The sequence below is a fragment of the Bordetella tumulicola genome (assembly GCF_965138755.1).
GTDB classification, from domain to species: domain Bacteria; phylum Pseudomonadota; class Gammaproteobacteria; order Burkholderiales; family Burkholderiaceae_B; genus Bordetella_A; species Bordetella_A tumulicola.
On the sequence record NZ_CBCSFP010000011.1, the window covers coordinates 172,711 to 196,531 of the forward strand.

At 60.4% G+C, this 23,821-nt stretch carries 15 protein-coding genes; 5 read left to right on the plus strand and 10 right to left on the minus strand.

Annotated features, from left to right (window positions below):
* Positions 1-44 precede the first annotated feature (44 nt).
* Genes ACNAZS_RS22025 through ACNAZS_RS22040 form a run of 4 tightly spaced genes read left to right on the plus strand, consistent with a single transcriptional unit; the run spans position 45 to position 6,506 of the window.
* The gene (locus tag ACNAZS_RS22025; protein ID WP_415792657.1) at positions 45-2,303 is read left to right on the plus strand and encodes an ABC transporter substrate-binding protein; all 2,259 of its coding nucleotides are present in this window, start codon (positions 45-47) and stop codon (positions 2,301-2,303) included.
* Positions 2,300-3,277 carry an ABC transporter permease gene (locus ACNAZS_RS22030; RefSeq protein ID WP_415792658.1) on the plus strand — a complete coding sequence of 326 codons (978 nt, stop codon included), beginning with the start codon at positions 2,300-2,302 and terminating at the stop codon, positions 3,275-3,277. The genes ACNAZS_RS22025 and ACNAZS_RS22030 overlap by 4 nt, the downstream gene beginning before the upstream one ends.
* A 5-nt stretch (positions 3,278-3,282) precedes the next feature.
* Positions 3,283-4,764, plus strand: a complete 1,482-nt coding sequence (locus ACNAZS_RS22035) for an ABC transporter permease (RefSeq protein WP_415792659.1) — start codon at positions 3,283-3,285, stop codon at positions 4,762-4,764.
* Positions 4,761-6,506 carry an ABC transporter ATP-binding protein gene (locus ACNAZS_RS22040; protein WP_415792660.1) on the plus strand — a complete coding sequence of 582 codons (1,746 nt, stop codon included), beginning with the start codon at positions 4,761-4,763 and terminating at the stop codon, positions 6,504-6,506. Before ACNAZS_RS22035 ends, ACNAZS_RS22040 begins: the two co-directional genes overlap by 4 nt.
* Here the strand turns inward: ACNAZS_RS22040 and ACNAZS_RS22045 are convergent.
* The 10 genes from ACNAZS_RS22045 to ACNAZS_RS22090 form a co-directional block, all read right to left on the minus strand.
* A complete protein-coding gene (locus ACNAZS_RS22045) occupies positions 6,463-6,963 on the minus strand; it encodes a DUF1178 family protein (protein WP_415792661.1) in 501 nt (166 codons plus the stop codon). The genes ACNAZS_RS22040 and ACNAZS_RS22045 overlap by 44 nt on opposite strands.
* Positions 6,964-7,064: 101 nt before the next feature.
* Entirely contained in the window at positions 7,065-7,622 is a 558-nt protein-coding gene (gene efp, locus ACNAZS_RS22050; RefSeq protein WP_415792662.1) for an elongation factor P, read from the minus strand.
* 153 nt (positions 7,623-7,775) lie between these two features.
* On the minus strand, positions 7,776-9,008 hold the full coding sequence (gene earP, locus ACNAZS_RS22055) for an elongation factor P maturation arginine rhamnosyltransferase EarP (RefSeq protein ID WP_415792663.1): 1,233 nt from the start codon (positions 9,006-9,008) through the stop codon (positions 7,776-7,778).
* Positions 9,009-9,034: 26 nt separating this feature from the next.
* On the minus strand, positions 9,035-10,237 hold the full coding sequence (locus ACNAZS_RS22060; RefSeq protein ID WP_415792664.1) for a DUF2863 family protein: 1,203 nt from the start codon (positions 10,235-10,237) through the stop codon (positions 9,035-9,037).
* Positions 10,238-10,381: 144 nt separating this feature from the next.
* Positions 10,382-13,078 carry an aconitate hydratase AcnA gene (acnA, locus tag ACNAZS_RS22065; RefSeq protein WP_415792666.1) on the minus strand — a complete coding sequence of 899 codons (2,697 nt, stop codon included), beginning with the start codon at positions 13,076-13,078 and terminating at the stop codon, positions 10,382-10,384.
* Positions 13,079-13,246: 168 nt separating this feature from the next.
* The gene (locus tag ACNAZS_RS22070) at positions 13,247-16,867 is read right to left on the minus strand and encodes an ABC transporter ATP-binding protein/permease (RefSeq protein WP_415792667.1); all 3,621 of its coding nucleotides are present in this window, start codon (positions 16,865-16,867) and stop codon (positions 13,247-13,249) included.
* A 93-nt stretch (positions 16,868-16,960) separates the two neighbouring features.
* Positions 16,961-17,536, minus strand: coding sequence for a transglycosylase SLT domain-containing protein (locus tag ACNAZS_RS22075; RefSeq protein ID WP_415792668.1), 576 nt, complete (start codon positions 17,534-17,536; stop codon positions 16,961-16,963).
* Positions 17,537-17,712: 176 nt separating this feature from the next.
* Positions 17,713-19,914 (minus strand): TonB-dependent receptor, encoded by a 2,202-nt coding sequence (locus tag ACNAZS_RS22080; protein WP_415792669.1) that lies wholly within the window; start codon positions 19,912-19,914, stop codon positions 17,713-17,715.
* Between the two features lie 261 nt (positions 19,915-20,175).
* Positions 20,176-22,767 (minus strand): bifunctional aconitate hydratase 2/2-methylisocitrate dehydratase, encoded by a 2,592-nt coding sequence (acnB, locus tag ACNAZS_RS22085; protein ID WP_415792671.1) that lies wholly within the window; start codon positions 22,765-22,767, stop codon positions 20,176-20,178.
* Between the two features lie 245 nt (positions 22,768-23,012).
* Positions 23,013-23,303 carry an antibiotic biosynthesis monooxygenase family protein gene (locus tag ACNAZS_RS22090; protein WP_415792672.1) on the minus strand — a complete coding sequence of 97 codons (291 nt, stop codon included), beginning with the start codon at positions 23,301-23,303 and terminating at the stop codon, positions 23,013-23,015.
* 106 nt (positions 23,304-23,409) lie between these two features.
* On the opposite strand from ACNAZS_RS22090, the gene ACNAZS_RS22095 reads away from it, so the two are divergent.
* Positions 23,410-23,709, plus strand: a complete 300-nt coding sequence (locus tag ACNAZS_RS22095) for a YciI-like protein (protein WP_415792673.1) — start codon at positions 23,410-23,412, stop codon at positions 23,707-23,709.
* The last annotated feature ends 112 nt before the right edge of the window (positions 23,710-23,821 follow it).

Genomic DNA, 23,821 nt, shown 5'->3' on the forward strand with positions numbered 1-23,821 from the left:
GCTGTGCACCAGGCCCGACACGGGACATTACACGGGAACGGTTTATGGGTGCATGGCTGCAGCGGATGTCGATGGTCGTACTGGTGTCGGTGTTGACACTGGCTGGCTGCACACGCGACCCTATCAATAGCCCCTATGAAACCGGTGCGTTGTCCGAGAATGCCCTGTATACGGCCTTCGTCAAGCGATCGCCCAAGTATCTGGACCCCGCCCGCTCGTATTCGACTGACGAAACCCCGTTCACCTACAACATCTACGAGCCGCTTTACGGATATCACTATCTGAAGCGCCCGTACGAATTGATCCCGCGCGCGGCGGCCGCCATCTCGCAACCGCGCTATCTGGATAGCCAGGGTAATACCCTGCCGGCGGATGCCCCGGGCGACCAAATTGCCGAAAGCGTCTACGACATACCGATTCGGTCGGGCATCCAGTTTCAGCCGCATCCCGCCTTTGCGCGTGAGGCCGATGGCCGGGATAGCTATTTTCCTCTGCGGCCCGGCGAGCTCGACGACAAGTTTTATCTGACGGATTTTCCCAAGACGGGGACGCGTGAGTTGACGGCTAGCGACTACGTCTATGCGTTTCGGCGGCTGGCCAGCCCGCGTGTGGCATCGCCGATCTATTCCCTGATGGCCAACTATGTCATCGGTATGCAGGACTACGGCAAGCGCCTGCAGCAGCGCGATGCCGCCCTGCGTAAAGACCTGCCATTTGACCAGCGCGATCTGCCCTGGCTGGATCTGCGCGAGGATGATGGCTTTGACGGCGTGCAGGCGCTCGACGATCACACGCTGCGCATCCGCATCAAGGGCAAGTACCCACAGTTCAAGTATTGGCTGGCCATGACTTTTACCGCGCCCATCCCCTGGGAGGCGGATCGTTTTTACAGCCAGCCGGGCATGGCGGCGCACGATTTGTCGCTCAATACGTGGCCTGTCGGTACGGGCCCATTCATGTTGGTCGAGTCGCTACAAAATCGCCGTCATGTCCTGGCGCGCAACCCTCATTTTCGGGGCGAGCCGTACCCCTGCGAGGGCGAGCCCGCCGACCGTAAGGCGGGCTTATTGGCCGATTGTGGCAAGCCCACGCCTTTCCTGGATCGCGTGGTATTCAACGTCGAAAAAGAAGCCGTCCCCCTGACCGGTAAATTCATGCAGGGCTACTACGATATCCCGCAGGTCGAGCGCGGCGAGTACGGGGTATCCATGCTGGTCGCGGCGGGAGACTCGCCGGACAAGGCCAAGACCTATCGTGATCATGGCATTCAGCTACCCACGGCAATCGAGACATCGACCTGGTATATGGGATTCAACTGGCTCGATCCAGTGGTCGGGCAGGGCGATACCCCTGAGCAACAGGAAAAAAATCGCAAGCTGCGCCAAGCCATCAGCATTGCGTTTAACTGGGAAGAGTACGTCGCCGTCTTCGAAAACGACCAAGCCATGGTGGCCAATGGCCCTGTGCCTCCAGGGGTATTGGGCTATCGCGAGCCTCCCGAGGGGATCAACCCCGTGGTGTACGACGTGCTCGATGGCCGGGCGAAACGCAAGCCGCTCGAGGTGGCCAAGCAATTGCTGGCCGAGGCGGGCTATCCTCACGGGCGCGATGCGCAAACGGGGGCGCCGCTCGTGCTGTATTACGACGCCATGAGCGGCGGCGGGTCAAATCCGCAATTTGACTGGATGCGGCGCCAACTGGCTCAGATCGGTATTCAAATGGACGTGCGATCGACCGACTATGGCCGTTTTCAGGACAAGATGCAGCGCGGTACGGCGCAGTTGTTTTTTTGGGGATGGGTGGCGGATTACCCGGATGCGGAAAATTTCCTGTTCCTGTTGTACGGTCCGAATGGCAAGGCCAAGCATGGTGGCGAAAACGCCGCCAACTATGTGAATCCCGAATTCGATCGGCTGTTCGAGCGTATGAAGTTTCTGGACGACGGCCCTGAAAAAGTCGCGCTGATCGACCAGATGCAGGCCATCGTGCAGCGTGATGCACCCTGGATGTTCGGCTATTTCCCCATGTCGGGCGGTGCCTATCAGCAATGGGTGGGCAATGCCAAGCCGACACAGATGGTGCGCAACACGCTGCAATACATCAAGGTCGACCCGGCACTGCGGGTCAGCAAAATAGACGAGTGGAATACGCCGCGCTGGTGGCCCCTGGCGCTGCTGGCGCTCTTGCTGGGACTGGCCATCTGGCCATCGTATGTCGCCCTCAAGCGACGTGAACGGCAAACCGCGTTTGGATCACGCGCTGACGTTTCCCCTACCTCGACATCGAAGGAGCCCCAGCCATGACCGGCTATGTGATTCGCCGCCTGTTGTATGGGGTGTTGATCCTGATCGGGGTCAACCTGTTTACGTTCATCCTGTTCTTTGCCGTGAACACACCCGACGACATGGCGCGTCTGGCGATCGGCGGTCAGCGGGTCAGCCAGGAGGCCATCGAGCGCTGGAAGGTCGAGCATGGTTATGACAAGCCCTTGTTTCTAAACACGCAGACCGAGGGTGTCGATCAACTGACCGAGACCGTGTTTTACCAACGCTCGGTGCCGCTGTTGACGATGGAGTTCGGCTCGTCCGACGCCGGGCACGATATCAGTCGCGAGATCCGCATGCGTATGGGCCCCAGTCTGGCGCTGGCCATCCCGACGTTTTTTCTGGGCCTGTTTGCCAGTGTGGTCTTCTCGTTGTTATTGGTGTATTTCCGTGCCACCCGGCTGGATTTCTGGGGCGTGGTGTTGTGCGTGATCTTGTTGTCGATATCCAGTCTGTTTTACATCATTGCCGGCCAGTGGTTGTTTGCAAAAGTGCTGCGGCTCGTGCCGTATTCGGGTTTCGCCGGCGGACTGGACGCCATCAAGTTCCTGGCTTTGCCGGTACTGGTGGCGGTGATCGCGAGGTTGGGCCCCGAGGCCCGTTTCTATCGCGCCTTGTTTCTGGAGGAGGTTGGTAAAGACTACGTGCGCACCGCGCGCGCCAAGGGACTGGCCGAACGTACCGTGTTGTTCCGCCATGTGCTGCGTAATGCCATGCTACCGATTCTGACGGGAACGGTATCGGCGATTCCCTTGCTGTTTATGGGAAGCCTGATTGCCGAGTCCTTCTTTGGGATTCCGGGGTTGGGCAGCTATACGATCGACGCCATTAATTCGCAGGATTTTTCGATTGTGCGTGCGATGGTGTTCCTGGGCGCCGCCCTGTATATCGTCGGACTGATCCTGGCCGACATTTCCTATACGCTGGCTGATCCCCGCGTGCGCTTCGAGTAGCCGCTATGCCAAAATTTGTATTCCTGTGGACGGATATTGCGCTGTTTCTCATGGTGGCCGGCGTGTTGGTCTACGTCTGGCACGTGCGCCGCAGCCCAAACCTGCGCGCCACCTGGGCCACGGTAGGCCGCGATGCGCCGGCCATGAGTTCCGCCGTGGTGTTGATGGCATTTGTCGTCATTGGTCTGCTGGACTCTATCCACTATCGACCGCAGTTACCCCCCGCTCCGGGGGCAGCCGCGAATGCGCCGCCGATTTATGCACCGGCGGTGCAATCTGCACTGGACGGCCTGTTGAATGACACAGTGCTGACGCGGCCCGAGAAAACCTATTCTTCACCGTTGGCGGTGCGTCAATTCACCAAAGAGACGGAGCTGATCGACGGTCATCCGATACGCAATTTTCCGCTTCTGCGCAGTGGCGGCGCCCATCTGTCTGATCCCGATAGCGACTGGCGGGGCGATGTCATGCAGCGCTTGGCATGGGGCGTGACCGGCGGCGTGATCGCGGCACTGTTGGGCACGGTGGTCCTGGCGGCAGCCCTGGGACGGTCGCGAGGCGGCTGGCGGCAGGGCCTCGTCGATGTGGTTCGCGGTCATACCGAACTGCCGTGGCGTGCGATGTGGCTGACTTACGCGTTGTTGTGCCTGGTCCTGGCCATCGTTGTGGCCTTGGCGAGTGGCTATCACGTCTTTGGCACGGATCGCACGGGTAATGATGTCTTGTGGCAGGCCCTCAAAAGCGTCCGTACGGCGTTGGTGATCGGCAGCCTGACGACGCTGGCGATGTTGCCGCCAGCGATCGGTTGTGGACTGGCGGCCGGTTACTTTAAAGGGCGGGTCGACGATGCCATCCAGTATGTGTACACGACGCTGACCTCGATTCCCGGGGTGCTATTGGTGGCGGCCTGCGCGTTGATGATGCAGGTGTATATCGACACGCATCCCGATCTGTTTGACACCTCGGCGGCGCGGGCGGATCTGAGATTGTTCTTGTTGTGCATGATCCTGGGGCTGACCGGCTGGTCGGGGTTGTGCCGCCTGCTGCGCGCAGAGACGCTGAAGCTGCGCGAGCTCGAGTACGTGCAGGCGGCACGCGCCTTTGGCGTATCGCACTGGCGCATTATGCGGCGTCATTTGTTGCCTAACGTGATGCACATCGTGTTGATCACGGTCGTGCTGGAGTTCTCCGGTTTGGTGCTTTACGAGGCCGTGTTGTCGTATCTGGGCATCGGTGTAGACCCGAGCATGAATTCGTTCGGTTCCATGATCGACAGCGCCCGGCTCGAAATGTCGCGAGATCCGATGATCTGGTGGAATCTGTTGACCGCCTTCGTTTTTATGTTGGCCTTGGTGCTGGCGGCGAATCTGTTCGCCGACGCCGTGCGTGAGGCCTTTGACCCGCGTGCGCGCCGTTATCGGCCAAAACGATGGCTGAAAAAGAAAGACGTGTCACCGGCCCAGGCCGAAACAGGAGCCGCACCGTGAGCCGCGCGGCGAATGCCTTGTTGACCGTCGCAGATCTGGACGTCGCCATTGTCGGTGATACGGGGCTGACGCACGCCGTCAAACGCCTGCAATTGGCCGTCGAGCGAGGCGAGACCTTTGCTTTGGTTGGCGAGTCTGGTTGCGGCAAAAGCATGACGGCGCTGGCGCTGCTGCGCCTGCTGCCGGATGCGGGGCGTATCGTGGGTGGGCAAATCAGCTTAAACGACCAGGATCTGAATCAGTTGTCGGAAAGCGCGATGCGGGGCGTGCGCGGGGGTCGCATCGGCATTATCTTCCAAGAACCGTCTACCAGTCTGAATCCGGTGATGCGCGTGGGCGACCAGATTCTGGAAACCCTAAAGGCACATACTGCTTTACGTGGTGCCGCTGCGCGGGCGCGTGCCATCGACTGGCTGCGTCGCGTAGGTATTCCGGAACCGGAACGGCGTGTCGATGACTATCCGTTTCAGTTTTCAGGTGGCCAAAAACAACGCGTGATGATCGCCATTGCGTTGGCTGCGGAGCCCGCGCTATTGATCGCCGATGAGCCCACGACCGCGCTGGACGTGACGGTGCAGGCGCAAGTGCTGGAATTGCTAGCGGATATTCAACGCGAAATGGGTATGGCAATTTTGCTGATTACCCATGATTTAGCCGTAGTGCGCAACGTTGCCAAGCATGTCGCGCTGATGCGTGACGGTGAAATCGTCGAGAGCGCGCCGGCGGATGTGTTTTTTGAACACCCGCGCCATCCCTATGCGCGTCAGTTGTTCGATGCCATTCCCACATATGAAAAACGGGGCCGGCCATTGGCAGGGCCTGGCGTATCCGAGGTATCTGCGACGCCTCGGGTTTCCGTGACCGCCGCGACAAGTGTTCTGCCTGATTCGCTGCCCGGCGAGGTGGTGCTGGACGTTCAAGACCTGCTGGTGCATTACCCGATCCGCAAGGGGATTTTGCGGCGTATCGACTCGTGGGTGCAGGCCGTCAATGGCGTCACTTTTTCGTTGCGCGCGGGCGAGACATTGGCGCTGTTGGGTGAGTCGGGTTGCGGCAAGACCACCACGGGCAAGGCCTTGTTGCGCCTGGTCGATGGTGCAAAAGTCGAGGGGCGCGCCTTATTGAACGGGCACGATTTGCTCAACGCCGGTCGCCGTGACTTGCGCCGGTTGAGACAGGATATTCAGATCGTTTTTCAGGATCCTTTTGCCTCGCTGAACCCGCGTATGCGCGTGGGCGACATTCTGGACGAAGGGGTTGCCGCGATGCGACCTGACATGTCCATGTCCAAGCGGCGAAATCGCACGAGGCATCTATTGCAGCGGGTAGGCTTGCCCGTCGATACGGAAGGCCGCTATCCCCATGAGTTTTCGGGGGGGCAACGCCAGCGCATTGCCATCGCGCGCGCGTTGGCGGTGGAGCCCAAGGTCCTGATCTGCGACGAGCCGACGTCCGCATTGGATGTGTCGGTTCAGGCGCAGATACTGGATTTGTTGCGCGAGCTTCAGGCCGAATTGGGGATTGCCTACTTGTTCATCACGCACAATTTTGGCGTGGTCGAGTATCTGGCCGACCGCATTGCGATCATGCACGCTGGACGCATTGTCGAGACGGGAACGGCCGATGCGGTACTGCATGCGCCGGAACACGAAATGACGCGTCGATTGCTCGAGGCTGTGCCGCGCCTGACGTTCGGTGCTACTGCAGCCGATCATCATCCAGAAAATCCGGCACAGCCATGACCTCGATGCCGTCCTCGTTCAGGGCGGCGCGTTCTTCGGGAGTCGCGGTGCCGCGGATGGGGCGTTCGTCCGCGTCGCCCTCATGAATGCGGCGAGCCTCTTCGGCAAAGCGCGGGCCGACATTTTCCGTGTTGCGGATGACGTTGCGTATTTCTTGCAGCACGGCGGCCTGCAGTCGCGCCATGGCGGCGGGATTGGCATGGGCTGCGGTGGCGGTAGAGGTGGCGCCCGTCGGGGCAACGGCCGATGAGGCCGGCGTGCTCGTTGGCGCCGGCGCCCGCAAATGCTTGACGTTCAGGTGGGGTGCCGACAAACGCTTGGTGATGGTCGCGGATGCGCACAGCGGACACGTGAGTAGTCCACGCGCTTGTTGCGTGTCATAGTCGTCGTGCGAGCTGAACCAGCCTTCGAAAAGGTGGCCTTGATCACATTCCAGGTCGAATACTTTAAGTGCCATGGCGAAGATAGGGGTGCAGCAGCAAAACGGCAATGAAACGGCGCCCGCAGGCGCCGTCAGGGAAACTGCTGCAATAGGGCGGGAAAATCCCGCCTGATCGATCAGTTTACGCGACTACGGTATTCGTTGGTGCGTGTATCGATTTCGATCTTGTCGCCAATGGCGCAGAACAGCGGCACGCTCAACTCGTAGCCGGTGTTGATCTTGGCGGGCTTGAGGACTTTGCCCGAGGTATCGCCACGGACGGCGGGTTCGGTGTAAGTGATCTCGCGGACCAGGATGGTGGGCAACTCGATCGAGATGGCACGGCCGTCGTAGAAGACGACTTCGACGGGCATGGCTTCTTCGAGGTAGTTGAGCGCGTCGCCCATGCTTTCGGCTTCAATTTCGTACTGGTTGTACTCTTCGTCCATGAAGACATACATGGGGTCGCCGAAGTACGAGTAGGTGCATTCCTTGCGTTCGAGCACGACGATGTCGAATTTTTCGTCGGCCTTGTAGACCGATTCGCTGCCCGAGCCGGTCAGCAGGTTTTTGAACTTGAGCTTGACGACGGAAGCATTACGGCCAGACTTGTTGTATTCGGCCCTCTGGACCACGAGGGGATCCTTGCCCACCATGACCACGTTGCCGACTCGCAATTCCTGAGCGGTTTTCATTGATTAAAACTCCGGGTGTTATAGCGCGCTCACCGTACTTGCGCGCAGGGGATACCGGCGTGGGCTGGCCCTGCGTGCCCTGGGAGGCTGTCAAAGTCGAGGCCTGGCTCGACGCAACATGCGCGGGCAAAGGGTCTCGGAAAACTCTCTATTCTAGCGTTTCCTGGATAATTCCGTGCAAAAATCAACCAATCTGTCCCCTAAATCGGGAAGCTTCGCCTGAGCAGCATCCCAGGCAAGGGCTGCATTTTGCCAGTCCTGCCAGGTCGCAGGCCGCAGGGCGGCCGCCAAAACAGCCGAGACGGCGTCGGCGCCGGTTGGGTCGATATCGGTGCCGTCGATGGTGTTGCTAACCGCCGAGTCAACCGTGTCAGCGTTGGCCTGATCGCCGCTCGTCGTTTGGCCAGGTCCGGGGGTGTTCCACGCCCGAATGACGGATTGGACCTGGGGCGGCGCTGGATAGCGCGTCAGCCACGCCTCGAGCTTGTTTCGATGCGCGTCGTCGTCCTGCGGATAGATTTGCCAGACTAGCGGGCGCGCGGCCCAGGCTGCCCGGACGAACGAGTCTTCGCCGCGCACGAAATTCAGATCGGCGCACCAGAGCAGGCGATCGAAGTCTGGTTGTGTCACGAACGGCGCCCGGGCGATTTGCACGTGACCGGCAAGCGGATCCGCGACGGCTTGCTCCAGTCCGGGGGCGACGCCCTCGGGCACCCACAGCAGCGTCGGTTGAGTGTCGCGGGCGAGGGCATGGGCCAGCGCTGCCACGGGAGCATGGGGATAGCAGAACAACGAGACCAGGCGGGCGCCGGCCCGCCAGTGGCCCAGGGCGGCATTGGCCAGTCCGAGGCCGCGCAGGAACTGCTCTTGTGTGCCGCGAGACGCTTGAAAGGCATTGCGCTCCTCGCTGATTCCGGGTTCCCGCAGCAGACCACCGGTGGCGGGGGTGAATCCCGGGAAAAAGAAATACTTAAGCAAACCATCCGAGCGGGTGGAGGGCAGACCATGGCAGCCTTCTACCCAGGGCTCGGCACTGAGATATTCCAGGTTGATCCAGAGGGGCGCGCGATCCTGTGTATCGGTCTGTCGGCGTCGCATCGCCTCGATAAAGGAGGCCGGGGGGTCGCACGCAAACGCTTCGATCACGACGTCCCCGGGATCGAGCGCAGGCGGGCTGGGGGTCCAGTGCACAATATCGATACCGCTGTGCACCTGCGGCGTCCCGTCGGTCAGGATGCCAGGTTGAATGCGGGCAAAGGCGCGCAGATCGTCGACCCAGAGACGCACCTGCCAGCCGTGTCCTCCTGACAGGCGCCGGGCCAGTCGCCAGCACACCCCGATATCGCCATAGTTGTCGACGACGCGGCAGAAGATATCGGCTCGCATGCTATCGGTCCGCATGCCCGCACCACTTAGTGGAACTGTGCAGGCGTGGTGTCTGCGTCGTCGGGGAGCTCGGCATGTACCAGCTCGCCCAGCGGACTGGGAAACAACGGCGCGCCACAGTCTTCACAAAATTCCGGCGGCAATATGCCTGGAATATGGCGGACTTCGCTGACACCACTTTCTTTCAGCAAGGCCGCGATTTCGTCGATCACGCTGGGTTGGTCTTCATCATCCAGGATGTTGTCTTCGTGGCCATAAACGGGCCAGACACATCCGTAGTAGACGTCATTGCTATTGCGCAGGGTAAAACCGATACGGTATTCGTCGATACGGTTTTCGCCGCAGCCCGCAATGACCCCGCGCAATTCGGAGGCAGCCAGATTCAGTGTGCCCTCCAGCCAGTGTGTGGCCGCACGCAGCGACAAGGGCCGAACGCGACGGTCGGCCTCCCGGTTGCTGACGTAATACGCATCAGGCAACAGGCACTCCATGCCGCAGCCCGGCAGCATGGTGGCGAGGGTGGGTTGCACCTGTTCCACCCACTGTGCGTGGCAGGCCTCGCGGCTATAGGTGTCGTCGCCGGGGTGCTCTTGCCAGCGGAACACGGCGGCCCGCTCGGGTACGGCGACCGCAGCGACGACGTAGCGCGTGTCCGCCAGCATGTTGGTGAGCTCGGCCTCGCTGTTCAAGGTCGGTTGACCCGCGTCATTGCCCAGTGCCTGGTTGCCCAGTCGTTGCATCCACTGCCACGTTTCCGAAAAAGTGCGCGGCATTTGATCGATGCTGACTAACGTTGGCATCAACGCTGCGCGCACCCCGTCGGCCAGGACGTGACCGTGCAAGTGCGCCAGCAGGGTTTGCTGCGCGGCGGTGGTAATGGGGCCCGTGGGAATCGCATAGCGCGTCCAGGCGACGAGGGGGACGACGATCAGCAGAACGTCAAAGCGTTGACCGTCTTTGTCGATCTGCATCGACTCGGACTGCGTCTCTGCCAGTTCGACCAGGACTTCGTAGGCGCCCACGTCTTTTTGCGACAGGTGATCCAGCGCGGATTCGAGCGGGACGTCCTGGCTGCTGCGCAGCAACTTGGCAATGGCATCGGTCAGCAGGTGTTCCCAATACAGATCCTCCACCCGGCTACCGGAACGATTCAACGATTGGGCAAGCGTCACCAATCGCGACGCGTCGCGATTAAGGCGGGGGGAAGCGGGGCTGCGGGCTCGGGCCATGTGTGATGAGGGGGCGCTAAAAGAGGTTGGAACTCCCTAGTTTAACGCTGGTCCGGCGCGCGATAGCGTTGACCTCGCCCGGGACAGTCGGGATCGGTCGATTCCCCTGGAGGTTTCCGGGAAACACTCCAGGGCGGTCTATCGTCAGGCAGCCAACAACTGGCGCAGCACGAAGGGCAGGATGCCGCCGTGCTGGTAGTAGTCGACCTCGATGGGGGTATCAATGCGCAGCAGGACGGACACGTCTTGTTTGGAGCCATCCGCACGATGGATGGTCAGCGTGACGTCTTGCATGGGTTTGATGCCGTCTTCGAGGCCCGAGACGTCGAAGGTCTCCTGGCCGGTGATGCCCAGCGATTCGACCGTGTCATCGCCCTTGAACTGCAGCGGCAACACACCCATACCGACCAGGTTGCTGCGGTGAATGCGCTCAAAGCTGCGCGCCACCACGGCCTTGACGCCGAGCAGTTGGGTACCCTTGGCCGCCCAGTCACGCGATGAGCCCGTGCCGTACTCTTCGCCGCCGAACACCACCGTGGAGGTGCCTTGAGCTACGTACTTCATGGCGGCGTCATAGATGGAGAGTTGTTCGCCTGTGGGTTGGAACAACGTCTCGCCGCCTTCGAAGCGACTTCCATCGGGTAGCGCCGGAATCATCAGGTTTTTGATGCGCACGTTGGCAAAGGTGCCCCGCATCATGATTTCGTGGTTGCCGCGGCGTGAGCCGTAGCTGTTGAAATCCGCCTTCATGACGCCGTTTTCTTTCAGCCACTTGCCCGCTGGCGAGGTTTCTTTGATAGAGCCCGCCGGAGAAATATGGTCGGTCGTGACAGAGTCGCCAAAAATACCGAGTGCGCGTGCACCCTGGATGGTTGGCATGGCGCCCGGCGTCATGCCGAAGCCTTCAAAGAACGGCGGCTCGGCAATATAGGTCGAGTCGGGCCAATTGTAGGTTTCACCCGTCACGCCCTTGATGTTTTCCCAAAGATCGCCCGGATTGGTCTTGACCTGTCCGTAGTTGTTCCGGAATGCCTTGGGATTGAGCGCGTACTTGAGCAAGGCCTGGACTTCTTCGGTGGTGGGCCAAATGTCGCCCAGCCACACATCGCCCTTTTTGCCTTTGCCCACGGGCTCTGTCATCAGGTCGCGGGTAATGGTGCCTGCCAGTGCGTAGGCCACGACCAGCGGGGGTGAGGCCAGGAAGTTCGCCTTGATGTTCGGGTGAATCCGCGCCTCGAAGTTGCGGTTGCCCGACAGCACAGCCGCGCAGACCAGGTCGTTGCTCAGGATGGCTTCGTTCAGCTCCGGAGCGAGGTCGCCCGCGTTACCGATACACGTGGTGCAGCCATAGGCGGCCACGTCAAAGCCGAGCTGTTCCAGGTAGGGCAGCAGGCCCGTTTTGGTCAGGTACTCCGTGACCACGCGCGATCCTGGTGCCAGCGAGGTCTTGATGTGCTTGGGGACCGTCAGGCCGGCTTTCACCGCCTTTTTGGCTAACAGACCGGCAGCCAGCAGCACGCTGGGGTTGGAGGTGTTGGTGCACGAGGTAATGGCCGCGATCAGGATGTCGCCGTTTTTGATCGGGTCACCCGTACTGGTGGTGAACGTCTGTTCGAGTTTTTCGGCAGGCTGGTTAAAGCCATCTGCGCTGGACTTGGAGAACAGGTCGGCAAAGGTGCTCTTGACGTTGCCGATCTCGATACGGTCTTGCGGGCGCTTGGGGCCGGCCAGCGACGGCGCGACGGTGGACAGGTCCAGCGTCAGCAGCTTGGTGTAGTCGATGTCCTTGGCCTTGGGCACGCCGAACATCTTTTGTGCTTTGAAGTAGGCTTCGAACGCGGCGATTTCTTCGGGGGTGCGGCCCGTGCCCTCGAAATAGTCGATGGTGCGCTCGTCGACCGGGAAAAAGCCCATCGTGGCACCATATTCCGGCGCCATGTTGCCGATCGTGGCGCGCTCGGCCACCGACAGGCTGGCCGTGCCCGGGCCGCAGAATTCCACGAACTTGCCGACGACTTTTTCTCGGCGCAGCATTTCGGTGATGGTCAGCACCAGGTCGGTCGCGGTCACGCCGCCGCGCAATTTGCCCTTGAGCTCAACACCGACCACGTCAGGCGTCAGGAAATAGACGGGTTGGCCCAGCATGCCGGCCTCGGCCTCGATGCCGCCAACCCCCCAGCCCACTACGCCGATACCGTTGATCATGGTGGTGTGGCTGTCGGTCCCGACCAGCGAGTCAGGGTAGTAAATATTGTTTTTCTGGTGAACGCCGCGCGCCAGGTATTCCAGGTTGACCTGGTGAACGATCCCAAAGCCCGGAGGCACCACACCAAAAGTGTCAAACGCCTGCATGCCCCATTTCATGAACTGGTAGCGCTCTTGGTTGCGCTTGAATTCCAGTTTCATGTTCAGGTCCAGCGCGTCTTTGGTGCCGAAATAGTCGATCATGACCGAGTGGTCAACGACCAGGTCGACCGGCACGAGCGGCTCGATGCGCTTGGGGTCTTTGCCCATTTTGTCGGCCACCGACCGCATGGCCGCGATATCGGCCAGCAGCGGTACACCGGTAAAGTCCTGCAGCACAACACGAGCCACCACAAAGGGGATCTCGTCCTCACGTTTGGTATTGGCCTGCCAGCTCGCCAATTGCTTGACGTGCTCTTCGGTTACTTTCTGGCCGTCACAGTTGCGCAGTACCGACTCGAGTACGACGCGAATCGAGATAGGCAGGCGCTGCACGTCTACCCCCAGCGCCTTGCCCAGGGCCGGCAGGGAATATAGCTGACAGGACTTATCGCCGATTTTGAAATTCTTGAGGGTATTAAACGTGTTGTGCGGCATGATGGACTCCGTGGGTGTGGGACCGCGTAAAACTGCCATTTTCTGGCGTTTTGGCGCATTTGTCATTGTATGCCGTGACATTCGCGCGACGGGATGGCATTACGGGGCCTGGATACTTAAATCTTAACTCTTATATAAGACTTCTGTCGCGCATCAAAGTTCCATCAATCAGGTTTGTTGTGCGGCGGACATTTGTCGACGCACCAAATGCGCATAGGCTCCCCCGCGCTGCAGCAGTTCGTCGTGTCCGCCTGATTCGACAATTTGGCCTCCATCCACCACGGCGATAATATCGGCCTGTCGGATGGTCGACAGGCGGTGCGCGATGATCAGGGTGGTGCGATGGCGCATCAGGTCTGCCAGGGCCTGGTGTACCTGCGCCTCGCTGATCGCGTCCAAGTGCGAGGTGGCCTCGTCCAAAATCAAAATCGGGGCGTCACGCAGAAACGCGCGCGCGATGGCGATGCGTTGACGCTGTCCACCAGACAGGGCGACCCCGCGTTCGCCGACACGGGTTTGCAGGCCATCGGGCAGGCCCGCGACAAAATCCGCCAGCGCGGCGCGTGCCACCGCTTGATCCATCTCATCCGGACTGGCATGGGGGCGGGCGAGGCGGATGTTGTCTTCCAGCGTGCCATTGAGCAACCAGGTATCTTGCGCGACGAGCGCAATACGAGCGTACAGGGCATCCAGCGTCATGGCGGGTAAACGTTCGCCGTCAATACGCACCGCGCCTTGTTGCGGGTCCCAAAATCGCAGCAGTAAGCTGGCCAGCGTGCTTTTCCCTGCGCCGGAGGGGCCGACCAGCGCCAGGGTGGCGCCCGCCGGTAGAGCGAGCGTAACGTTGCGCAGGGCAGGCTCCTGCCGGCCCGGATACGTGAACGTGACGTCCTCAAAGGCCAGGGGTAGCCCGGTGCCGTTCAGCGGCGGCGAGAGCGGGCCATCCGTAATCGGTACCGCTTCGTCGTGAACGACACGCAGGCGCCGCGTCGCGGCCAGCGTGTCCGCGAGCTGGCGGCTGACCTGCGCGATCTCGGACACTGGCAAGAACGCGGCGACCGAGAGCAGAATCAGTAAGGGCAGCAGACCCGCGGCCAACGCGCCTTGCGCGACCCACCAGGCGCCGACCGCTGCGACGGTCAGGCCGCCCAGGCCGGTGGCGATTTCCAGCAGGGCTGTTTGCCTGGACAGATCGGCCAACAGGGCCAGTCGTACCCGTTGATAATCCTCGGCGATTGCCAAAAAGCCCGCGCGACGCCGATCAGTGGCGGAAAAGGCCACCAGATCGGAGAGACCCTGGATCGTTTCGGATAGATGGGCGCTTAGCAGCCCGAGTGCTTGCCGGGCACGGCTGCCTTGCGCATCCACGCGTTCGCGATTCAGCCAGGGCGACAGGCCCGCCCACAACAAAAAGGGCAGCAGCGCCAACATCAACGGCCAGGCGGCGATACCCAGGATCGCCAGCACCACCAGTGGAATCAGAACCGCGACAAAGGCCGGCGCGACCGTATGTGCGTAGAAATATTCGACCGTTTCCACGTCCTGTGTCGCCAAACCGACCAAGTCTCCGGAGCGGCGGCGCAACAGATAGGACGGTGCCAGCGCCTCCAGTTTCCGGTAAAGCGAGATACGCATTTCCGCCAAGAGCTGATAGGCAATGGCGTGAGCGAGCCAGGACTCGATCCAATGCAGGGCGGCGGCGGCGATCGCGGCCACAAACAAGCCAATCAACAAGCCATCGAAAGACTCGCCGTTTTTCAGGCGTGCGATGACGAGCGCACCCAATACCGACACTCCGATAAAGGCCGCGACGCGTCCGATGCCACTGGCGACGGTGATCGCAAATTGTTTTTTCCAGGGCTGGATGATTTCTGTCAGCGTTTGCAGTACCTGCCGGGTGGTGACGTGCTGCGCATCGGCTTCGAGGGAGAGGGGGGCAGCACGCTTGTTGTCGTCGGCCGATGCGTCGGCGACGGAGTCAGGCGCCGACACGCGTCCGGCCAGTTCCCCGATCGTCTCGTCAGCCGTGGCGGTGTCGTGTTGCCCACCCATCAGGCGGCGGTAGAGCGTATCGCCCGCCATGAGCGTGTCATGCGTGCCGGTTTCCGTGATGCGTCCACCATCGAGCACCAGGATGCGATCGGCATTGATCACGCTGGACAAGCGGTGCGCCAGCACCAGCGTCGTGCGGCCCTGGCTGAGTCGGTCCAGGGCCTGCTGAATCTCGGCTTCATTCTCCGCATCCACAGAGGACAAGGCCTCGTCCAGGATCAATATCGGCGTGTCGCGCAGCAAGGCCCGGGCAATCGCCAGACGTTGACGTTGTCCGCCGGACAATTGCGTGCCGCGCTCGCCCAGCACGGTCTGATAGCCCTGTGGCAGGGCGGCAATAAAGGCATGGGCATTCGCCGCGGTCGTCGCAGCCAGGATTTGATCCGGCGTGGCATCGGGGCGAGCCAGCAGCAAATTTTGTTCTACAGTTCCGTGGAATAGCGTGCTGTCCTGTGCCACCAAAGAGATGCTGGCCCGCACGTCCTCGGGATCCAGTTCGCGTAGATCGCGACCCTCAATCTGGATCGTCCCCGCCTGGGGATCATGCAGACGCAAGAGCAGTCTGACCAGCGTGGATTTGCCGGATCCGCTGGGGCCGACAATCCCCACTCGCTCGCCCGGGGCAATGTCAAAATCCATGCCCTGATGCGTGATTTGACGACCGCCCGGGTACGAGAAAGCGACTTGCTTGAATGCAATGGACAAGCCGCCTCGACGACCGGAAACGTCGGCGGGTTTGATGCCGGACGACGTGGCGAGATGTCCCCGTACCGCCTGGGGAGCGGACGTGGTGGCATCCAGCAGCGCACGCACGCTCGCCGCCGCTGACTGTCCCATCAGGCCATGGTGAAGCACGGCGCGCATGTCACGTAGCGGCCGGAAAATTTCCGTGCCGGCCATCAATACCACTAGTAGCGCCGCCAAGGTCATTTGCCCATCTGCGACGCGCCAGGCGCCCAGCGCCAGCGCGGCGGCCGCACCAACGGTAATGCCGATGTCAGTAGCAAAGCGTGCGGATACCTCGCGTCCCAGGACCTTGAATGTGTTGTCCGACAGTGCGCGCGCGTGTTGCGCCAGACGCTCTCCCCAAGGGCGGCTTTGACCAAAGGCCTTAAGCGTAGGCAGGCCCTGCATCGCATCCAGGAACTCCTCGCCAAAGGCTTTGAACGCCTGCGCACGTTGGCGAGAGGCATCCTTGTGGCTGCGGTGCGCGATCAGCGGCAGAATCAGCGTCACCAACGCGGCCGCCAACAGCACCAATGCCACGGGCCAATCCCACCACGCGATAAATGCAAAAATCACGAGAGGCGCGCACGCGGCAATGAATAGCTGCGGCAGATAGCGTCCGAAAAACGATTGCAACTGTTCTACGCCGTCGATCACCGCCAGCATGACGCCGCCCGTGCGTTGACCCCCGAACCACGCCGGCCCCAGTTCGACGATCTTGTCGTACAGCCTGGCGCGCAGCTTGTTCTGGATCAGTGCAGCGTTGCGATTGGCCAGCGTGTTCAACGCATGTTCGAACACGCCGCGCAGTACGATCGCTATCGCGGCGCCGGCCAGCGGCCACCAGAGGGCGGCACCGCTTTCGCCTGCAAACAACTGTGCGAGAAATTTTCCCAGCAGTGCAAAGCGGGCTATTCCCGCGGCCAGGCCCAAAAGTCCGAGTAAGGCGCACACCAACATGCGCAGCCTCACGCCGCGCGTCATACCCCAGAGAATGGAATCGAAATACATGCAGCTTCCTTGTCGTGGCCGTCTGGCGTTCAGCCGGCCATTGGCACAGCCGACATTATGGCCATAGCGGCGCGCGCTGTGTGATCGTCAGAGTTAGTCTTTCTCGCAACTGCGATATTGCGCGCCAAAGCGTTCAGCGCGCGCCTGGACTTGCTGTGCCACCCGTTTCAACCAGGCCTTGCTGTCGTAGCTGCGGTTGCGATAGCCCGTCCAGCCCTCGTGATAGTTCAGGTACTGACCATAGGCATCCCATTTGGACACTCCATTGATCTGCTGCGTTTTGCTGATGTACCAGCCCATGAAATCCAGCGAGTCGGCCATGTCATCACGGCTGGATGTCCAGCCGCCAGCTTCTTTCTTGTAGTCCGCCCAGGCTTCATCCTTGGCTTGCGCATAACCATACGCCGAGCTGACACGACCCCATGGAACAAAGCCCAGAAAGTAATAGCGTGGGGGCTGAGCATCGTGCCGGAAGCTGGACTCGTGGTACATCATGGCAAAGGCCACCTGCACAGGCACTCCCCATTTTTCGCGCATATCCAGCGCGGACTCTCGCCAATCGGGTTTTTCACGAAAGATTTCGCAGAGGTTTTCGGGGTTGGACGGCGGGGTGGTCGCGCAGCCGCCCAACAGTATCAAAAGGGTCAGTGCCAGTGGCCCTGGTTTCATTGCCGCGTTCCTTGTTCAGGGGATGGGGCATTCTAAGCGTTATACGCGTATCGCAGGGGAGCTGAGCGTCCTGAGGGGATAGACTGAGTGGTTGTGTGATGCGCACTGCACGTAAAAAGAGAAAGGGGCATCGTCACCAGCGACGACGCCCCATTAGGCAAGCCAGATCCTGTCAATCAAAAATCGACAGACATGGACAGCTTATAAACGCGCCCCATGCCTTGGGTAAGCTGACCAAACGAGTTCCCTACGGTCGCCCAGTATTTCTTGTCTGTGACATTGTCCACGCCGGCACGCCATACCACGTTGTGGCCATCAATCTTGGTGGCATAACGCGCGCCCAGATCGACCCGTGTCCATGCCGGGATTTTGGCGGTATTGTCGATATTGACGTATTGCGAACCGCGGCGTTGTATGTAGGCTTGCAGCGTCAACCCAGTGAGCGCAGGGATATCCCATTCAGCACCGAGCACTGCTTGATAGCGTGGGACGCCAATCGCATCATTGCCGTCTTGTTCGGCGCCTTGGGTGCCACGCAGCTCCGGATCCATGAACGTAATGCCACCTAACAGTCGTACACCCTTGGTGGGTTCGCCGTAGATATTGAATTCCAGTCCACGATTACGTTGCGAGCCCGCCAAGCCAAACACGAGATCCGAGTCCATATAGGCCTGAGGTTTCTCGATCTGAAAAATGCCGATATTGCCGCCGAGATTGCCGAAATCAAATTTGACACCGGCTTCGGTTTGCTTGGTGCGATAGGGGGCGAGCGTGTCGCCAAAATTGCTGGCGTCTCGCGGCGCGGCATCGCCTTTGGTCAACCCCTCAATGTGGTTCACATAAAACGACACCTCCTCCCAAGGCCGTATAACCAAACCATAGGCGGGCGTCCAAACCGATTCATCGTACGTCGTCGTGTGGATACCATTTCCGTCGTAGAGCTTGTCCTTGATCGTTTGACGTCGTACCCCGAGGGTCAGAAAGACGCGATCATCCAAGAACGACAACTGATCCGACAAGGCAAAGCTCGTCAAATGTGTGCGACTGCTGATGTGTGGATCGTCCATGTCACCCGCCCCGTTCACAACATCGGAGGGACGATCAAAATAGTCGGGATTGTAGATGTCGATCGGGCTGGAAGCGCTCCTTTCCCATGCCTGTCGGACGCGAGTCTGCAGCCCGGACACCCCAATATTCACCAAATGGCCGACCGGCCCGGTCTGGAATTTTCCGCGCACTCCAATTTCACCGCTGACGGAGTCGCGGGTGTACGGCACGGTCAATCGGCCCACGGTCCCGATGCCATCGCCGTCGACAGTGGGTTGCCCATAATCGCCACTCTCGCGATCGTGGCTGGTGCCGATGGCCGCGTAGCCCATCCAGTTGTTGGTGAAGTCGTATTCCGCCCGGAGCACACCATAGGTGCTTTCCAGTTCGCTGTACGTCCATGGTTGACCATAGTTCGTATCATTGGATGGTGGCGACGGAACGTCGTCGCCGCTGACTCTAATCGTGGGACGTGGCTGCGAATAACGATACTTTTGATAACCGGCATCCAGCGAAACGCGCAGTTTTTCGCCCAGATAATCCAGGCCGATCGTGCCGACCGTCATCCGTTGGCCCGCATCGTCGACGCTTGTATCGCCATCACGATGGGCGGCATTGACGCGGATTCCAAACTCCTGGTTTTCTCCCCAACGTCGTCCGATATCCACGCCGCCACCCACTTGAGAGTCGCTGGTGTAGTCGATCGTCGCCCGGGTCAACGGATCCACCCCGGCCCGCTTGGGCTGGATGTTGATCGAGCCACCCAACCCGGACCCGCCCGGTGCGGCGCCATTCAAAAAGGCATTGGCCCCTTTCAGGATTTCGACGCGTTCCACCATCTGCGTCGGCAGCACCTGACGCGGCAAAATACCGTACAGCCCGTTGAATGACAGATCGTCGTTATTCAGCGGAAAGCCGCGTATCGAAAACGTCTCGGCCGAGTTTCCAAAGCCATTGCCCACCTGTACCGAGGCATCATTCTTGACGACATCGCCGAGCGTGCGCGCTTGTTGGTCCTCGATCAGCTTGGATGTGTAGCTGGTGACCACAAAGGGCGCGTCCATGTTGTCGATGTTGCCCAGCACGCCCAATTGGCCGCCACGCGCGACTTGCCCGCCCGCATATTCGACGGAGGTGGGGGCGGAGATAGGGGTTTCGCCGGTCACCGTGGTGGATTCGAGGGTGGTGACAGCGCCCTGCACGGTTTGTGACCAAGCAGGCGCGCCAGTCAGCACCCCAGCAGACAACGCTGCGTGAATTGCAAGATTGAGAGGTGTGAGGCGGGCGCAACTGACAGTGGGCAGCACACGACGCAGCGTAAAAGTAGGCATAGCAGAGGGCTCTATCCAGGAAATGGTAATAAGAATGCCTTTTATTATCGTGATCGTACCCAACTTACGCAATGTTTTATGTCTAAGTGCACAACACTATGGGCCGTTGCGCACCGGCCGGCCCCACCGGCTCACGCCGAACAGCGGCGCGTTAAGGGCTCAACATCTCGCTCCCCGAAAAAACACAACTTCCCCCGCAAAAAAAAACGGCCCTGAGAAAACCCTCAGGGCCGTTTCCACTACCGCAGTCAGTAGACCGAGTTACACCTCGATGACCGCCGCTACGTCTTTGTAGTCGTCGATCTGGTCGAAGTTCAGGTACTGATAGATCTGGTCGCTACTCTTGTTGATGACGCCCATATCGGTCATGTACTCGTCCTTGGTCGGAATACGACCCAGGCGCGAGCAGATGGCGGCCAGTTCGGCCGAACCCAGGTACACGTTGGTGTTCTTGCCCAGGCGGTTGGGGAAGTTACGCGTGCTGGTCGACATGACAGTCGCGCCTTCGCGGACTTGTGCCTGGTTACCCATGCACAGCGAGCATCCCGGCATTTCGGTACGCGCGCCCGCCGTACCAAAGACACCGTAGTGGCCTTCTTCGGTCAGTTGTTGCGCATCCATCTTGGTCGGCGGAGCCACCCAGAGCTTGACCGGAATGTCACGCTTGCCTTCGAGCAGCTTCGAGGCGGCACGGAAGTGGCCGATGTTGGTCATGCAGCTACCGATGAAGACTTCGTCGATCTTGGCGCCGGCGACATCGGACAAGGTCTTGACGTCGTCGGGATCGTTCGGGCAGGCCACGATGGGTTCGTGCACGTCGGCCAGGTCGATGTCGATGACGGCGGCGTATTCCGCATCGGCATCGGGTTCCAGCAGCTGGGGATCAGCCAGCCAGGCTTGCATGGCCTTGATGCGGCGGCCCAGCGAGCGTTCGTCTTCGTAGCCGTTGGCGATCATCCACTTCAGCATCACGATGTTGCTGTTGATGTATTCGATGATCGGCTCTTTGTTCAGGCGCACGCTGCAACCTGCGGCAGAGCGTTCGGCCGACGCGTCGGAGAGTTCGAATGCCTGTTCCACCTTCAGATCGGGCAGGCCTTCGATTTCCAGGACGCGACCGGAGAAGATGTTCTTTTTGCCTTGCTTGGCCACGGTCAGCAGGCCTTGCTTGATGGCGTACAGCGGGATGGCGTTGACCAGATCGCGCAGCGTCACGCCAGGCTGCATCTTGCCCTTGAAGCGCACCAGCACCGATTCCGGCATGTCCAGTGGCATCACGCCCGTGGCGGCGGCAAAGGCCACCAGGCCCGAGCCGGCCGGGAACGAAATACCAATCGGGAAACGAGTATGCGAGTCACCGCCCGTACCCACCGTATCCGGCAGCAACATGCGGTTCAGCCACGAGTGGATGACGCCGTCACCCGGGCGCAGCGAGATGCCCCCGCGCGTGCTGATGAACTGCGGCAGCGTGTGGTGCGTCTTGACGTCGACGGGTTTCGGATAGGCGGCGGTGTGGCAGAACGACTGCATGACCAGATCGGCCGAAAAACCCAGGCAGGCCAGGTCTTTCAACTCGTCGCGGGTCATGGGGCCAGTGGTGTCTTGGCTACCCACCGAGGTCATGCGCGGTTCGCAGTAGGTGTTGGGACGCACGCCCTGGCCTTCGGGCAGACCGCAGGCACGGCCGACCATTTTTTGGGCCAGCGTAAAGCCCTTGCCGGAGTCGACGGGGCTCTTGGGCAGGCGGAACAGGGTCGAGGGAGCCAGGCCCAGCGCCTCGCGCGCCTTGGCGGTCAGGCCACGGCCGATGATCAGCGGAATGCGGCCACCGGCGCGCACTTCGTCAAACAGCACTTCGGACTTGACCTGGAATTCGGAGATGACTTCGCCGTCTTTGAGGGCCTTGCCTTCGTAGGGACGCAGTTCCACCACGTCGCCCATTTCCATCTTGGACACGTCCAGCTCGATCGGCAGGGCGCCCGCGTCTTCCATGGTGTTGTAGAAAATGGGAGCAATCTTGCTGCCCAGGCAGACCCCGCCAAAGCGCTTGTTGGGGACGAAGGGGATGTCTTCGCCGGTGAACCACAACACCGAGTTGGTGGCGGACTTACGCGACGAGCCCGTGCCGACCACGTCACCCACATAAGCGACCAGATGGCCTTTTTCTTTCAGCGACTCGATGAACTGCACCGGGCCGCGCTTGCCGTCCTCTTCGGGCTCGAATGCTGCGCCGTCGCGCTTGTTTTTGAGCATTGCCAGGGCGTGCATCGGGATATCAGGACGTGTCGTGGCGTCAGGCGCGGGCGACAGGTCGTCGGTATTGGTTTCGCCAGGTACCTTGAAAACCGTGATCGTCAGGCTTTCGGGAAGCTCGGGGCGACTGGTGAACCACTCGGCATCGGCCCAGCTTTGCAGCACGGCTTTGGCGTTGGTATTGCCCTTGTCGGCCTTTTCCTTGACATCATGGAAGGCGTCAAACATCAACAGGGTCTTTTTCAGCGCGTCGGCCGCGATGGTGCTGACCTCGGCATCGTCCAGCAGCTCGATCAGCGGGCCGATGTTGTAGCCACCCAGCATGGTGCCTAACAATTCCGTTGCTTTGGCCCGGCTGATCAGCGCACACGATTCGGTGCCCAGCGCGACGGCCGCCAAATACGAAGCCTTGACCTTGGCGGCGTCATCCACGCCGGCCGGTACGCGATAAGTCAGTAATTCCAGCAGATTTTCTGCTCCGCCCGCGGGCGGGCTTTTCAGAAGCTCGATCAGGTCGGCAGTTTGTTGAGCCGTGAGCGGCAGCGGGGGGATGCCCAGCGCGGCGCGCTCGGCAACGTGTTTGCGGTACGTTTCCAGCATGGGATGGCCTGAATAAAAGTCGGGTTGCGAGAAGGGTTGTCGAGGCCGATTGTAGAACTGAAGGAGGTTTGGAGCAAGTGTCTTATATCTTATATAAGACTTGCTTCAATATCATTCCGACTTCCGCAGACGGGAAACTATTCCATGGTTTTTGCCTTGGGCCGCCCCAAGGCAAAAAGCACCCCCTCGGGGGGCAGCAAACCGAAGGCGCAGCGTGGGGGCCTTAATTCAAACTGCCTCGTGGCCTACAGCACTTTGGTCTCGTGATGCACCTGTGGTGATTGCGCGAAATGCGGGCCGACCAGCTTGCGCCATTCTTGAAAATCTGCGGACTCCCGGAAATCAACCATATGGTTTTCCACGGTTTCCCAGTCGACGACCAATGTGTATTGCTGAGGGTTTTCAATCGACCGATGCAACGCCACGCCATGACAACCCTTGGCACGCAGGAAGAGCGGTTTGGCCTGCGCCACGCCGTCTTCGAATTGGGCTTCTTGCCCGGCAGTCACGAGAATGCTGGCTATTTCCTGGATCATTGGGATTCCTTGAGTCAGTGAACAACGCGATAAATGAATAATAAGACGGGCAAAACTCACGACAGGTATGATCAAGCTACACCGTGACTTTAGCTCAGGAGCCGCCATGCATTATCTGATGTTCTACGATTTGGTCCCCGACTACTTAGAGCGCCGAGGCGAGTTTCGTGACAAGCATCTGGCCATGGCGCGTGCCGCCGTCGCGCGAGGCGAGTTGGTGTTGGCTGGTGCGCTAGCTGATCCCGCCGACCAGGCGGTGCTGCTATTCAAGGCCGATTCCCCGGCGGTCGCCGAGGCTTTTGCCCAAGCCGACCCCTATGTGCAGGAGGGGTTGGTCAAGCAATGGCGAGTGCGGCCATGGACCACTGTGGTCGGGTACCTGGCGGAGCATTCCGTGCCGAACTGATATTGCGTTCAGCGTATTGTCAGTCTGTTGGTCCGTTGGCCGCGGGGCAATGTGACGGCGTATGATGCCGCCTTTGCCCTGGTTCCTAACGGTGGTCGTTGACCACGCCGCT